13 protein-coding genes are annotated in these 13,993 nt (G+C 39.0%); 7 read left to right on the top strand and 6 right to left on the bottom strand.

What is annotated here, in order from left to right:
- Nucleotides 1-66: 66 nt before the first annotated feature.
- Together ACZ48W_RS10210 and ACZ48W_RS10205 are read left to right on the top strand one after the other, a co-directional pair.
- The gene (locus ACZ48W_RS10210) at nucleotides 67-657 is read left to right on the top strand and encodes a class II aldolase and adducin N-terminal domain-containing protein (protein ID WP_464828299.1); all 591 of its coding nucleotides are present in this window, start codon (nucleotides 67-69) and stop codon (nucleotides 655-657) included.
- A 57-nt stretch (nucleotides 658-714) separates the two neighbouring features.
- On the top strand, nucleotides 715-1,974 hold the full coding sequence (locus ACZ48W_RS10205) for a tetratricopeptide repeat protein (protein WP_464828298.1): 1,260 nt from the start codon (nucleotides 715-717) through the stop codon (nucleotides 1,972-1,974).
- Nucleotides 1,975-2,091: 117 nt separating this feature from the next.
- On the opposite strand, the gene ACZ48W_RS10200 is transcribed toward ACZ48W_RS10205, so the two are convergent.
- Nucleotides 2,092-3,402, bottom strand: coding sequence for an adenosylmethionine--8-amino-7-oxononanoate transaminase (locus tag ACZ48W_RS10200; RefSeq protein WP_464828297.1), 1,311 nt, complete (start codon nucleotides 3,400-3,402; stop codon nucleotides 2,092-2,094).
- Between the two features lie 84 nt (nucleotides 3,403-3,486).
- Between ACZ48W_RS10200 and ACZ48W_RS10195 the strand changes: the two genes are divergently transcribed.
- The 5 genes from ACZ48W_RS10195 to ACZ48W_RS10175 all read left to right on the top strand — a co-directional run bounded on the left by ACZ48W_RS10195 (nucleotide 3,487) and on the right by ACZ48W_RS10175 (nucleotide 9,444).
- Nucleotides 3,487-4,962 carry a peptidylprolyl isomerase gene (locus tag ACZ48W_RS10195; RefSeq protein WP_464828296.1) on the top strand — a complete coding sequence of 492 codons (1,476 nt, stop codon included), beginning with the start codon at nucleotides 3,487-3,489 and terminating at the stop codon, nucleotides 4,960-4,962.
- On the top strand, nucleotides 4,959-6,341 hold the full coding sequence (ftsA, locus tag ACZ48W_RS10190; RefSeq protein WP_464828295.1) for a cell division protein FtsA: 1,383 nt from the start codon (nucleotides 4,959-4,961) through the stop codon (nucleotides 6,339-6,341). The genes ACZ48W_RS10195 and ftsA overlap by 4 nt, the downstream gene beginning before the upstream one ends.
- Before the next feature lie 41 nt (nucleotides 6,342-6,382).
- Entirely contained in the window at nucleotides 6,383-7,537 is a 1,155-nt protein-coding gene (ftsZ, locus tag ACZ48W_RS10185) for a cell division protein FtsZ (RefSeq protein ID WP_464828294.1), read from the top strand.
- A gap of 131 nt (nucleotides 7,538-7,668) precedes the next feature.
- Nucleotides 7,669-8,262 (top strand): UPF0323 family lipoprotein, encoded by a 594-nt coding sequence (locus ACZ48W_RS10180; protein WP_464828293.1) that lies wholly within the window; start codon nucleotides 7,669-7,671, stop codon nucleotides 8,260-8,262.
- Nucleotides 8,263-8,265: 3 nt separating this feature from the next.
- Nucleotides 8,266-9,444: a glutathionylspermidine synthase family protein gene (locus ACZ48W_RS10175; protein ID WP_464828292.1), complete on the top strand. Its 1,179-nt coding sequence runs from the start codon at nucleotides 8,266-8,268 to the stop codon at nucleotides 9,442-9,444.
- A gap of 321 nt (nucleotides 9,445-9,765) precedes the next feature.
- Here the strand turns inward: ACZ48W_RS10175 and ACZ48W_RS10170 are convergent, their stop codons facing one another.
- From ACZ48W_RS10170 to ACZ48W_RS10150, 5 genes are all read right to left on the bottom strand, one after another.
- Nucleotides 9,766-10,593 carry a symmetrical bis(5'-nucleosyl)-tetraphosphatase gene (locus ACZ48W_RS10170; RefSeq protein ID WP_464828291.1) on the bottom strand — a complete coding sequence of 276 codons (828 nt, stop codon included), beginning with the start codon at nucleotides 10,591-10,593 and terminating at the stop codon, nucleotides 9,766-9,768.
- Nucleotides 10,593-11,081, bottom strand: a complete 489-nt coding sequence (locus ACZ48W_RS10165; protein WP_464828290.1) for a DNA-deoxyinosine glycosylase — start codon at nucleotides 11,079-11,081, stop codon at nucleotides 10,593-10,595. The genes ACZ48W_RS10170 and ACZ48W_RS10165 overlap by 1 nt, the downstream gene beginning before the upstream one ends.
- A gap of 170 nt (nucleotides 11,082-11,251) precedes the next feature.
- The gene (locus tag ACZ48W_RS10160; protein WP_464828289.1) at nucleotides 11,252-11,731 is read right to left on the bottom strand and encodes a DUF4149 domain-containing protein; all 480 of its coding nucleotides are present in this window, start codon (nucleotides 11,729-11,731) and stop codon (nucleotides 11,252-11,254) included.
- Between the two features lie 43 nt (nucleotides 11,732-11,774).
- A complete protein-coding gene (prmC, locus tag ACZ48W_RS10155; protein WP_464828288.1) occupies nucleotides 11,775-12,602 on the bottom strand; it encodes a peptide chain release factor N(5)-glutamine methyltransferase in 828 nt (275 codons plus the stop codon).
- A 5-nt stretch (nucleotides 12,603-12,607) separates the two neighbouring features.
- Nucleotides 12,608-13,894, bottom strand: a complete 1,287-nt coding sequence (locus tag ACZ48W_RS10150) for a M48 family metallopeptidase (protein WP_464828287.1) — start codon at nucleotides 13,892-13,894, stop codon at nucleotides 12,608-12,610.
- Between the last annotated feature and the right edge of the window lie 99 nt (nucleotides 13,895-13,993).

Genomic DNA, 13,993 nt, shown 5'->3' with positions numbered 1-13,993 from the left:
TATACATTGTTTCACGCTTTACTCTGCACGATTCACTCTTTTTTAGTGCTATAATACCAAAATTAGATGAAAAAGGCTCTTTTTATGGATAAACATCTCATTGATGACATCAAGCATGTTTCCCTCTCTCTATTCAACAAAAACTTCTTTGGCGTCTACCATGGTTCTATCTCTGCCAGAGTATCTGCCAGCGGATTCATCATTAACTCCAAAGACACTATTCTGGATGAACTGACGGAAGCCTCCCTGATAAGGCTTGATTGTAAAAAGAAAGACTACAGATGGGGTGAGGCAAATGCAGATGCTTTTATACACGAACACATTTACGAAACCATCCCGAATGCAAAATATGTCTGCTTTACTATGCCGCCATATGCCACTGCATATTCTCTAAAGCATGGCAAAGTATCCCCTCAGGACTATCATGGGAAAAAAGTATTGGGAGAGATCATTGTCTATGACCCGAAAAATATAGATGACTGGCTGGAACGCGCCCCGTATGAAATCCCCCTGTTTTTCCAAAAACATGATACACATCTCCTCCTTATCAAAGGATATGGACTCATTTCCTATGACAGAGATATTACTGAAATGGCAAAAAAAGTTTCTATTTTGGAAAATTCATGCAGACTGCTGGCATTGTCTGCAAATTTGTAAACACTCTTGTAAAGCATAGTTTTGTTATACTTTTTCACTATAGTTTAGGATAAGTGTATGAATCAAACAAAAAAACGTTTAAGCATTATTAAACTTGCTATCTCTATTACAGATATTGAAACGATACAACTTCAGATATTAAAACTGAGTGCACTTAAAACGGATGATAAGATCCAGGAGATCATTGCCGGACTCCGTGCAGAGAATTATGCACAGACACAGGCACTTATCACTACTTATATCGAAACACCTAACGAAGAGATACTGCAAAGAACTTCTCAGGCGGAAAAACAGCTTAAGGAAGAAGAAGAAAAAACTCTCATTGAAGAATTTGATCTCTTTGTAACAACACCTGAGACATCAGAAGAAGAGAAAGAACTATTTGATTTTACATTATTGGAAGATGAAGATAAAAAAGATGAAGATATTTCCATAAAGAAGCCTCAGAGTATTGATTTTGATACATTGCTGAATATTGAAGCTGACAATGTTCTGTCTGACAATATAGACATTAATATCGGATATACCCCGAAAGATACCTTTTTTGATGAACCTGGCCCCTATGAAGAAGAACTGGAAAAGAATCCTATAGATACATCACTGATACCTAAGGATACCTTTTTTGATATAGACGAAGATCTGAAAGAAGAGAGAGATGATAGACAAAAAGGGGGAAACGAACCTATTGTCTTTCAAGAAGAAACTGTATTTTTCCATGAAGAAGGCTTTAGTGAAACTATAAAGAAAGAGCCTTTTTCTGTCCAAGTTGAAAAAAATACCGTATCATCCTATAAAGCCATCACATACATAGATCAGAAATTCAAAAATATACATACCCAATATCCTCCTCTCGAAGAGAGGGATGAACACTTCTCCTCTGTCAATGCCTGGTTATTGCAGATCAGCAATGAAGGATATAATGATCGTGAAATAGAAGAGATGATTGAGCATATTGAAACATTGAGAGAAACAGATCAAAGAGCAGAAGCCGCACAGTTACTTCTGATCTCGGGAGCAACAGAATCCAAATTTGCACAATTCATGTTGGCAAGGGAACTTTTCAGAGGTGAACTCCTTCAAAAAAACCTTCCTGAAGCATTTACACTCATCAATCGTTTAGCTATGGATCACGACTTCCCCGAAGCGATCTGTGACCTGGCTCAGTTTTATGAACATGGCATCGGTATCGGCAAAGACAGGGAAAAAGCCGAAGTACTTTACAAAGAGGCTATGGATCTTGGTATCCAAAGAGCTGCAACCCATTATAAAAGATTACAAAAGACCAACAAAGGACTTTTTTCATTCCTCAAACGATAATTTTCTCGTAGGCCGGAGTGCCCTCACCCCGACTTCTAAATTCAATATCAAATCAAAAATAAACTTTTTTCTCATCAACATTTTTATGTCGGGGTCAGAAGACCCCGACAAAAATACTCAATCAGTCAACAGTTGCCTAATTCCTTCATACGCAACTTCCATCATCCTGTCTATCTCTTCATGGGTAATGATATAAGGTGGCATAAAGTAGATCACATTCCCCAGTGGCCGAAGTAAAACTCCCTGAGTTAAAGCATATTCATAGATGCGTAAACCTATACGCTCCGTAGCTTCATACCCTTTGAGCTCCACTGCAGCCACCATCCCCTGTTGTCTTATCTCTTTTACATTGGCAAGCAGTGAGAACTTTTCCAGTTTTTCTTTGATATACATACGTTTTTTCTCATTTTCACCCAGTATATCATTCTGTTCAAATATCTCCAAAGTAGCCAAAGCAGCACTGCAGGCTAAAGGATTTCCTGTATAGCTGTGAGAATGCAAAAACGCTTTATACTCACTATAGTCACAGTAAAAAGCATTGTAAACTTCATCTGTTGTCATCACTACAGAAAGCGGCAGATATCCTCCTGTGATACCTTTGGAAAGCGTCATGAAGTCCGGTGAGATATCTGCATGTTCACAAGCGAACATTTTTCCTGTACGTCCGAAACCTGTCATGATCTCATCTGCAATAAGATGTACATCATATTTTTGTGTCAATACTCTTGCTCCGACAAGATAGGAAGCATGATACATATGCATTCCCCCTGCTCCCTGAATAAGGGGTTCCAGTATCAATGCCGCTATTTCATCCGCTTTCTTCTGTAAGAGTTCTTCAAGACTTTTTAATGCCTTTTCCGCTGCTGATTCACTCTGATCTTCAGGTACAGGTACTTGCATATTGGCTATAAGCAGCGGTTCATAGGTCTCTTTGTAGAGTGCTACATCCCCAACTGAAAGTGCACCTATGGTCTCACCATGATAAGAATTCGTCAAAGAGAGAAAAAGAGGTTTACGCTTCCCGCGATTGAGATGATAATGGTAGCTCATTTTCAATGCAGCTTCTACTGCACTTGAACCATTATCAACATAAAATACCTTCGCTAATGCTTCAGGAGTGATATTCACAAGTTTATGTGCCAACTCTATTGCCGGTTCATGTGTGAATCCTGCCAAAAGCACATGCTCCAAGGTATCAAGCTGGGCTTTGATCCTTTTATTTATCTTCTCATTGGCATGCCCGAAAAGATTCACCCACCAGGAGCTCACCGCATCGATGTAACTATTACCTTCAAAATCATAAAGATAGACACCTTTTCCCGATTTGATAGGTACGAGAGGCAGTGTTTCATGATCTTTCATTTGTGTACACGGATGCCATATGACCTCAAGGTCACGCTGCATCATTTCACTGTTTTTATTAATCATCTTGTTTCCATATTTAGAACCCTGAACGATAAGGTTATTTAGATAGAATATTGTACAAATTTTTCGATTGAAGGTAGATGAAGTATGATTAGTTGGATGCAAAAACACAATAAATATCTGGTATGGACCATCTGGGTAGCAACCATCGCATTTATAGGTGCAGGTTTTGTAGGATGGGGAAGCTATGACTTCGGTTCCAAAGCAGGAAATGTTGCAAAAGTAGGTAATATTGAGATCAAACAGTCTAAACTCAATATGGTTTACAGCAATATATACAACCAATATAATGAAATGATGCAAGGCAAACTTGATGACAAGAAAGCCAAAGAGATGGGTCTTGTCAAACAGGCATTTGCAACACTTGCCACACAGGCAAAAATACTGAACTTCGCACAAGATATCGGTATTGTTGTTTCAGATAAAGAAGTAGCCGATATGCTTGAATCGATCAAAGGCTTCCAAAAAGACGGTGTCTTCAATAAGAAGATATACGAAGGCTACCTTAAAAGCCAAAGACTCAAAGCAAAAGTTTTTGAAGCAACACTGAGAGACGAACTTACTATCAATAAAACACTTGCATTACTGCAAACTGAAAGTTTGCCTCTTGAAGAAGAAGCTCTCTCTGCAGCAATGAATGCAGCGGACAAACTTTTATACAAGGTATTGACACCTTCCGATATCAACCTGACCATAGATGAAAGTAAACTGAAAGCCTATTGGGAATCACAAAAAGAAAATTTTATGACAAAAAAGACATATACACTTTCCGTTCTCTGGACACCAAGCAGTGATACAGCCATTACTGATGAGGAACTGAAGACTTTTTATGAAACAAATTCATTCAACTATACTGATGCAGAGGGGAAACAACTTCTTTTTGATGCAGCCAAAGAGCAGGCAGCCAAAGATCTAAAACTTAAGAAAACAAAAAAGAGTGCCCAGAAGAACTATATTGCTTTTAAAAAAGGCAAGATAGAAAGTTCTGAGAATATTACTCTTCCTGTCGGTGACCTTAAGCTAAGTCAAGCGCTTTGGGATGAGATACAGCAAAAGAACTCCGGTGACATACTTAAACCGAAAGTTGTCGGCGATCGATATGCTACCGTAAAGATCATCAGTATTCAGCAGCCTGAGATTATGAGTTTTGAAAAGGCGAAAGAAGCAGTAACGGAACGCTATGCTGTCCAGGCAAAGAAAGAGGCTCTTTTGTCACTTGCGGAGTCAACACTTGAAAACCTGAAAGAAAGGAATGCAACAGTATCAGACTTTGTTACTTTAGAGCAACGTGACAAGCTAAAACCATTAAATTCCCAAGAAAGTTTACAATTTTTACAAAAACTCTTTACATCATCAAAAGAAAAAGGTATTATTAGTGTAGCAAATAAAGTAGTAGTGTATGATATTATGGAACAGAAACTTCTGCCAATGGATGCTAACAAAACAGATTTTGTAAAAGAAACAGTCAATCAAATGAAAAAAAGAACATTTGAAACCAACTTCATAAAGATGTTAGATAAAAAGTATCCTACAGAAGTTTATATGGGAGGACTTGTAAATTGAGTGAAACAATTTTAGCTATAGATATCGGTTCCACTAAAATATGCGCACTCATAGCTGAAATTGAAGACGGAAAAGTCCAGATACAGGGTCATGGCATTACCAAATCCCAGGGAATCAAAAAAGGTGCCATTACCAACATTGAACTTGCTTCAAAATCTATCAAAAAAGCTATCAATGATGCAAAACGTATCTCTGGCAGCAATATCACTTCAGCAACTGTTTCTATCTCCAATGCATATGCAAAAAGTCTGAATTCAACGGGTATTGTCAATATACCGCATAAAGATATCTCCATCAAAGAGATCAACAGGGTGATGCAAACAGCACTTTATAATGCAAATGTACCTAATGAATATGAAGTTATCCATGTACTTCCTTATAACTTCAGAGTAGATGACCAGGACTTCATTGAAGATCCCTTCGGTATGAATGCAAGCCGTATGGAAGTGGATGTCAATATCATCATGACACAAAAATCAAATCTTTCAAATCTTAAAAAAGCTGTTCGTTCTGCCGGTGTAGAGATAGACGGTATCGTACTTAGCGGTTATGCTTCCGCTATCGCAACAATGGATGAAGATGAAAAAGAACTTGGTGTAGCAGTCATTGACCTGGGTGGACAGACCAGTAATCTTGTCATCCATACCGGCAACTCTATCAGATATAATGATTTCCTCGGTGTCGGATCAAACCATATCACCAATGATCTTTCCATGGCACTGCATACTCCACTGCAGATCGCAGAAAATGTAAAAATACGCCACGGCAACCTTATAGAAACCAGCAATGAGGTCATAGAACTCCCTATTATCGGAGATGAAGAGAACCGCAACGGTGTTTCACTGGAGATAGTACACAGTGTTATCTTCTCCCGTGTCGAAGAAGCATTGATGATCCTGGCAAAATCTCTTGAAAAATCTGCACTGAAAGAACAGATAGGTGCAGGCATCATCCTTACCGGGGGGATGACGAAATTGAAAGGCATTAGAGAATTGGCCCAATCTATTTTTCCAGGTATGCCTGTACGTATAGCCCAGTCAAATAAGATCGGCGGTCTTTTCGATGAGCTTAAAGATCCTGCATTTTCTACAGTGATAGGATTGCTTCTTTACAAAGCCGGTGAACATACACAATATGAGATCAATTTCCAACAGGAGCTGTTACACTCTAAAACAGAGTATGAAGACAACCTCAATGATATAAAAATAGGAAATACGGTCAATGAGGTGGAAGAGAGTAAAAAGCCAAAAGAAGAGAAGAACGTCAAAAGCGGATCTGATGAACTTTCATCAATTTCATTTGATGATCTTCCCGATATCGGAAATGAGAACAGTAACCCGTTTAAAAAGTTTGCAAACTGGGCAAAGCAGCTTTTTTAAACAGGAAGCCTATTTAAATACATCAAAAAAAGGGGGAAAACATGGAAGAGTTTGAAATCGACATTGTCGAAACAAAATGTCATACAAATGGTGCAAAGATCAAAGCGATCGGTGTAGGTGGCGGTGGTGGTAACATGATCAACCACATGATAAATGAGGGGATCAACAGTATTGATCTGATCGTTGCCAATACTGATTCACAGGCATTGGAATCATCGCTTGCACCATACAAAATGCAACTGGGTATCAATGCGACAAGAGGTCTTGGAGCAGGTATGGTCCCTGAAAAGGGCAGAGAAGCTGCTCTGGAGAGTTTTGAAGACATCAAATCCATGCTTGAAGGTTCCGATATCGTATTTATCTCTGCCGGCCTTGGCGGGGGGACAGGTACAGGTGCAGCACCTATTATTGCACAAGCAGCCAAAGAAGTAGGTGCTTTGACTGTTTCCATCGTAACCAGTCCTTTTAAATTTGAAGGTCGTAAAAGAACGAAGCTTGCTAAAGAAGGTTTGGAAGAGCTCAAAAGAGAAAGTGACTCCATCATTGTCGTTCCAAATGAGAAACTCCTTTCTATCGTTGAGAAAAACCTTGGTATCAAAGAGAGTTTCAGAATGGTAGATGACATTCTTGCACAGGCTGTCGGCGGTATCTCAAAAGTCATTCTTTCCCACGGGGAAAATGATATCAACCTTGACTTTGCCGATGTAAAAACCGTTATGGGTCACAGAGGTCTTGCTCTTATGGGTGCAGGATACAGTACCGGTACCAATGCAGCATACGATGCGGCAAAAGCAGCGATTGAATCACCGCTTCTTGACAATATTTCTATTGACGGTGCAATGGGTGTACTAGTACACTTTGATATTCACCCTGATTATCCTATTATGGAGATCGGTGAAGCCATGAGCATTGTTGAAGAGAGTGCGGATGAAGATGCATCTGTTATCTTTGGAACGACAACAAATCCAGATATGGATATAGATGAAGTGAAGATCACTATCGTTGCCACCGGGTTTGAAGACCATAATGCTATTTCTGAACCCATAGTCAAAAAGCAGGAATCACTTTTAGGCAGTACAAATACAACCAATATCAATACGATAAGATCTGCAAATAAAATGGTTGTAGGTGGATATAACGGTGATAATGAAGACATTTTGGATGTTCCTACATTCCTTAGAAAACAAATGGACTAAATAAACCTTTTCTATGATTTAAACAGAGAAACGCTTCCTTCTCTGTTTTCCCCTATCTTTAAATAACTTTCCTCCCTTACTATTAACCATTTTTTGCTATGATTACTCAAATTTTTGTTTAGGAAACAACGATGAAATATATTAAAAAATTCTCAACTATAGCTACTGCTACTGGACTTGGGGCACTACTTGCTACAGGTATAACCGGGTGTACAGGCAATAGTCAGCAACAGCAAGAAGAAGCACAAGCAAAAGGTGCTTTTGTCATCATTGAAGAGACAACACCTGGCAGATACCAGATCAAAGATGAATTTCCGGCTGATGAAACACGTATCGTACTTAAAAAGCTGGATGGGACAGAAAAAGTACTTACCAAACCTGAACTGGATGCTCTCATTAAAGAAGAAGCAGCCAAAATAGACAACGGTACTTCCAACCTCACAAAAGAACAGAATGCACAAGTATCTCAACAAGGAGGTATGGGTTTAGGTGAGACTATTCTGGCAAGTGCTGCCGGCTATATGCTGGGAGCATGGATAGGAAGTAAGCTTTTTGGAAACCAGAACTATCAGAACAACCGTAAAGCCGGATATAAATCTCCATCCACCTACACCAAAAGCAAGAACAGTTTCAATAAAGCAAGAACAGGCAGCAGTACTAAAAGAAGCGGTTTCTTCGGCGGAAAGAAAAGTACTTCAAGAAGCGGTGGCTTCTTTGGTGGTTAACAGATGATGACCTTACAAAAAACAACCCCTCTTGATACAAATTATCTGGAATCTTTAGGTTTTGTGTGGCATACAGACAGCGATGAGACAAGCTATATCTCAGATGAACTTGTTGTCATCTCTGAATCTGAAGCAGAAGCATACTATGAAGCGACCAATGAACTCTATGATATGTATGTTGAAGCAGCAGAATATGTAATAGTAAACAATCTATTCCATGAAATGGGCATCCCTTTTAATCTCGTAGATGCCATCAAAAAGTCATGGGAAAATGATGTCCATTGGCACCTCTATGGACGTTTTGACCTTGCTGGAGGTATCGATGGCAAGCCCATTAAACTTTTGGAGTTTAACGCTGACACACCGACAGCACTTTTTGAGACAGCTGTCATTCAGTGGGCGATGCTTAAACAGAACAACTTAGAAGAAGAGAGTCAGTTCAACTCTCTATACGAAGCTCTTATTGACAATTTCAAAAGACTTGTCACCCTTGAACAGGATGTCTCTGCTTTTGAAGAACGCTATGATGGCTGGAAATTCTTATTTACCTCTATACGTGGAAATTCAGAAGAGGAAAATACAGTCAGACTACTACAACATATCGCAACCGAAGCAGGATTTGAAACCGAGTTCGCGTATATCGATGATATAGAGTTTTCCACTGAAGAGGGCATCAGTTATAATGATGAGACGTATGAACTTTGGTTTAAACTCATACCTTGGGAAGACATAGCCCTGGAAGAGTCTGACTTGGCTATGTTGCTGACCAATATCATCAAAAACCAAAAAGCCATCATCTTCAATCCAGCCTACACCCTGCTCTTTCAAAGTAAAGGCTTACTCAAAATCCTATGGGACTTATATCCAAACCATCCTCTTCTACTCGAAACTTCTTTTGAACCGTTAGAGGGGCAAAAACAAGTCAAGAAACCTGTATTTGGCAGAGAAGGGGGAAGTATAAGTATCTTAGATGAAGATGCTAATGAGTTAGAAAACATAGCCGGTGACTACGACAGCCATAAAATGGTTTACCAAGCTTACACAGAGCTACCAACAGATAAACAAGGCAACAGCTATCAGGCAGGTATTTTTTATGCCTATGAAGCCTGTGGACTCGGGTTTAGAAAAGGTGGAAAGATATTGGATAATATGTCTAAGTTTGTGGGACATGTTGTTAGATAAAGAATCATAACTGTTCCACTCTTGTTCCATATCTCCCGATATGGAACATACACCACATTTAAATAATAAAATCACTGTCAATTCGTTATAATATTGTATATGCATTCCCACGCAAAGAGACTGTGAAAGAACTAGGTACCCCGGAAGTGAAGGCTTCAGCCTCACCCAAATATTTGCATATTTTTAGGTTATTTTGACAGAAAAAGCAATATTTTCCATTAAATACAAACTTTTTTAGACAAAAAAGCTTTTTGGTGGGACTGAAGTCTCCACTTCCATGAGTTCTTTCACAGTCTCAAAGCATGGGAACGAAAGTTTCTCCTACGGTTCCATAGCCGCATCACACTCCACCTGTACAATCTCCACCTCATCCAGATCTATCCGGGCAGCAGTTAGTGAACCACCCCATAAGCACCCTGTATCCAAAGCCAGGACATGTTCATCTTGATAAAATCCAAGTGTTGACCAGTGTCCGAAGATGATCTTTAGGTCTATCTCTTTTCGGTTCTCACACTCGAACCAGGGCTTTAAGCCTTTGGCTCTAAGGGTATCCGTTGGTGCACCTTTTTGATCAAAATCTAAACGATGATCTTTGTAGCAGTAACGCATGCGTGTAAAAGAACTTACAATATAACGGTCGATGTCTATCTTGCTAGAGCCTCTGTTGAAACGGTTTTCTCCGATCCTGAACATCTTTTCAAGCCATATATCTGCATGGTCACTTTGCAGTTTTTCCTCTACTCTCCTTGCATAACGGATCGCCATTCCCAGGTCAAACTCCGGAGAGATCCCTGCATGTGCCATACAATATCCCAGTGTATAGTCCACATGCAGGAATTTTTGCTTCCTAAGCCATTCTATAAGCTCTTTTGCTCTAGGTGACTGAAGTATAGGATCTATGGTCGGATTGCTCTTTTTGATACCGTAATAGGCCGCTATAAGCGTAATATCATGATTTCCAAGAACGATCTCCACATTCTCTTTAATACTATATAGATACTCAAGTACTTCAAGAGAATTCTCACCTCGATTGACCAGATCACCTGCCAACCACAACCTGTCTTTTACTACATCAAAATCGATCTTTGCAAGCAACTGTTGCAACGCATCATTGCACCCCTGTATATCACCTATAGCCCAAACTGCCATTATCTGTCCAACCTTGCCTTATACTGAATACACTTCTCTTCAAAATTCATTTTAGCATAAGCAGATGAAGGTGAAGGCAGGTAGACAGTCTCGGTCTCCAAGTCTGAAAAATGTGTTTTAAATAATGCTTCGGCTTTTTTACCTGTAAATGCCAATTTTTTGATACTGGGATGTGCTTTCAAAAATGTTTCAATATCATTAACCTCTTCCTCTTCCAATGCACTGTCCAGAGAGTTGTTGCGACTACACTCTTTAACCATATCCCACAGACCGAATTTACACTCTTTCAGTAACCATAATTTTTGATCACGATTGTTAACAGGATAACCTGTTATTGCTTCAAGAATTTTCCAGAATTGATTGCGTGGGTGAGCATAATAGAAGTTCTTTTCAAAAGATTGAATACTTGGAAAAGAACCTAATATAAGTATTTCTGTATCTTTATAAACGATTGGTTGAAATGGATGCTCCAAAATTTCACTACTCATATACCCCTCCATCAATCACACAAAGTGTGCTTCTGTCACTGTGAACACCCTTGAAAGCGAAGCGATTTGAGAGCAGTGACGATTTTTTTGTTTCGTTTTTTTCTAAAAAAAATGAAAGAAGAACAACAGCACAAGTAAAATAAAAGGAAATTTGAAAAAACATAATAATCCTATTTACAAGCCTTACGCATATTTTGCACAATCAATACTAAAAGTGCAAAAGAAAATATCTTAAAATTGATCTCACTGCCTTTATGCGTATTGATAAATGCTTCACTCTGTGTCATAGCCTCACCTGCCATTTGCATCGTAAGAATATCAGGGATATAGTACTGTGAAAAAAGCAAGCCTGTTGCAAATACAAAAAATGTAGCTACCTGTGTAATGGTATCTCTCTCAAACTTTTTATATTTATATCCTTCATACAGTGCTATAGCAACAAGGACTACATTCACAAGATAAGAAAGTTTTACAAAATTCTGCGTCATAATAAGTCCTTCCTGATAATGACTCAACACTTCACTTCCTAACCAATTCTCCGTATGAAACGTCACAGGTGCTACCACAATACCGGCAAATAACCCTGCACCCAGTGTTGCTCCCAGAAGTATAAGATATGCGATCGTTACTATTCTAAAATTTTTCTTCATTTTTATTTTCCTTCTTGTATATCATGGTCGGCTAAAGCCAACCCTACGTAAATTGAATTACAAAACCTCTATCAAATCCTGCTAAATCTTTATAAAATTCAATGGATTCTACCCCAATTTCATTAACAAATTCTGAAATTGGCTCTTTCTGGTCATAGCCCATCTCACAAGCCAACCACTTAATACCTCTGTTTTTGACATCTAAAATGATCTGCTTTAAGAGTTCATCTCCAACCCTACCTCCAAAAAGAGCCTCTTTAGGTTCATAGTCAATCACATTAGACTCAAGCAGACAATTTTCTGCAATATATGGTGGATTTGAGATCACCAGTTCAACAGGCTTGTCTACCTCATCTATGAGATTTGACTTGCGAAGTTCTATCTGCCCACTCAGTCCGAAACTGTCAATATTTTTTTGTGCCACTTTGAGCGGTGTATCACAAATATCTGTAGCAATGATCTTCAGTTCATGGAACATACGAGCCAATATGATCGAGATAGCTCCTGAACCTACTCCTATCTCTGCAATCTGTGTAATATTTTCTCTTTGAATGATCTGAGCTGTTAACTCAATAAGTATCTCTGTTTCAGGACGGGGAATGAGTACACCCTTTTCAACAGCCAGATGGATATCATAAAAACTGACCTTTCCTGTAATATATTCATAAGGCTCATGTTTGGCACGTCTTTCAACCAGTTTGACAAAAGTTTCAAGATTATTTACTTCTTCCTCTTCCTGCATGAAGAGATAAATACGGTCTTTTTCAAGATGATATGCTAACAATAACTCTGCTTCAAACAAAGGACGTTCACATGACTCTGTGAGTTGCTCCTTCGCCCAGTTCAAAGCTTCTTTAATACTTTTTTTCAAACGATCTACTTCTCTTCTTTATTCACAAATGCAAAAATACCGTCACTAGGCAAAGCCGACTCTTCTATCTTATCCTCTTCCTCTACGATCACACCTGTGGCATCATAGTTCATTGCTTTTAAACGCTCAAGGATCGGAGGATGGGTATGGTAGAAAAATATCACAAGCGGGTGGGATTTTGGAAATGATTTGTTCTCTGTTACCAATTTAAGCAGTGCTGAGACAAGATGTTCCTGTCCTCCAACATTTGATCCATACTCATCTGCCGCATATTCATTGTGCTGAGAGACAAAACTCATGAACGGGTTGAAAATAAAACTGACAAGCGGAAGCAACAACATCAGCATAGCTATCTTCACTCCGGCATGGGGAATGACACCCATTTGCGTAAAAAGTGTATCAGGAAGATGCCCAAAGAGATAAAAGGCTATGAATAACAGCAATCCCATAAGCGCTATATTTTTCCAGATATCTCCATGGGTAAAGTGGCCCAATTCATGTCCAAGTACTGCCAGTAACTCTTTGGTATTGAGTTTCTCTCTTAAAGTATCAAAAAGTACAACCCTTTTATTTTTACCTAGACCTCCAAAGAATGCATTGAGTCTGCTGTCACGCTTACTTGCGTCCATAATGAAAATACCGTCACTCTTCAGTCCAGCATCATTCATCAGTTTGGTGATCTCTATTTTAAGTTCTCCCTCTTCAATAGGTGTAAACTTATTGAAAATCCCCATAAAGGTAGGCATAAGAAGGTTGGCAAGTACTGCCACGGTAAACATCGCTACAAACCCCCAAAGCCACCACATCTCATAACTGGTTATGATCCACGCCAACAGTGCAAAAATAGCCCCACCGATGATGAGGAACAGAAGTACAGACTTCAGTGAATCTGTAATGAACATCTTTGGGGTCATCTTATTGAAGCCAAAATCTTCATCTATCTTGAATTTGTAATAAAGTTCAAAAGGAAGTCCTACCATATAATTCACAGCTATAAAACCAAACAGAAACAGTACTGCCTGAAGTATGCTACCCTCAACCTGTACGAATGAAGAGAGCCATGCAAACCCTGCAAAGATCCACCAGACAAACATCAGATAATCCACAAAATGTTCGATAATGGCAACTTTTTCTTTAGCCACCGCATAGTTGGCAGCCACCATATATTTACCTGCAGGCATCAGTACAGGATCTTTTCGTTTCTCCTGATTAATATAACCTATCTGCATCACTGAGATGTAAATACGCATAAAAGTATAAAGCGAATAGACCGCAATAATCACTTCCAACATAAAATTCTATTCCTTTCATTTTTTCTGACATGTGATGAAGTCACATTATTGTTGTCCAAGGAAGTATCACTATAAAAGGGAATACTTTGACAACGCGTC

Source organism: Sulfurovum aggregans, from assembly GCF_055385215.1.
Note: the sequence above shows the minus strand (reverse complement) of the source record. Positions and strands in the feature narration are given on the sequence as shown.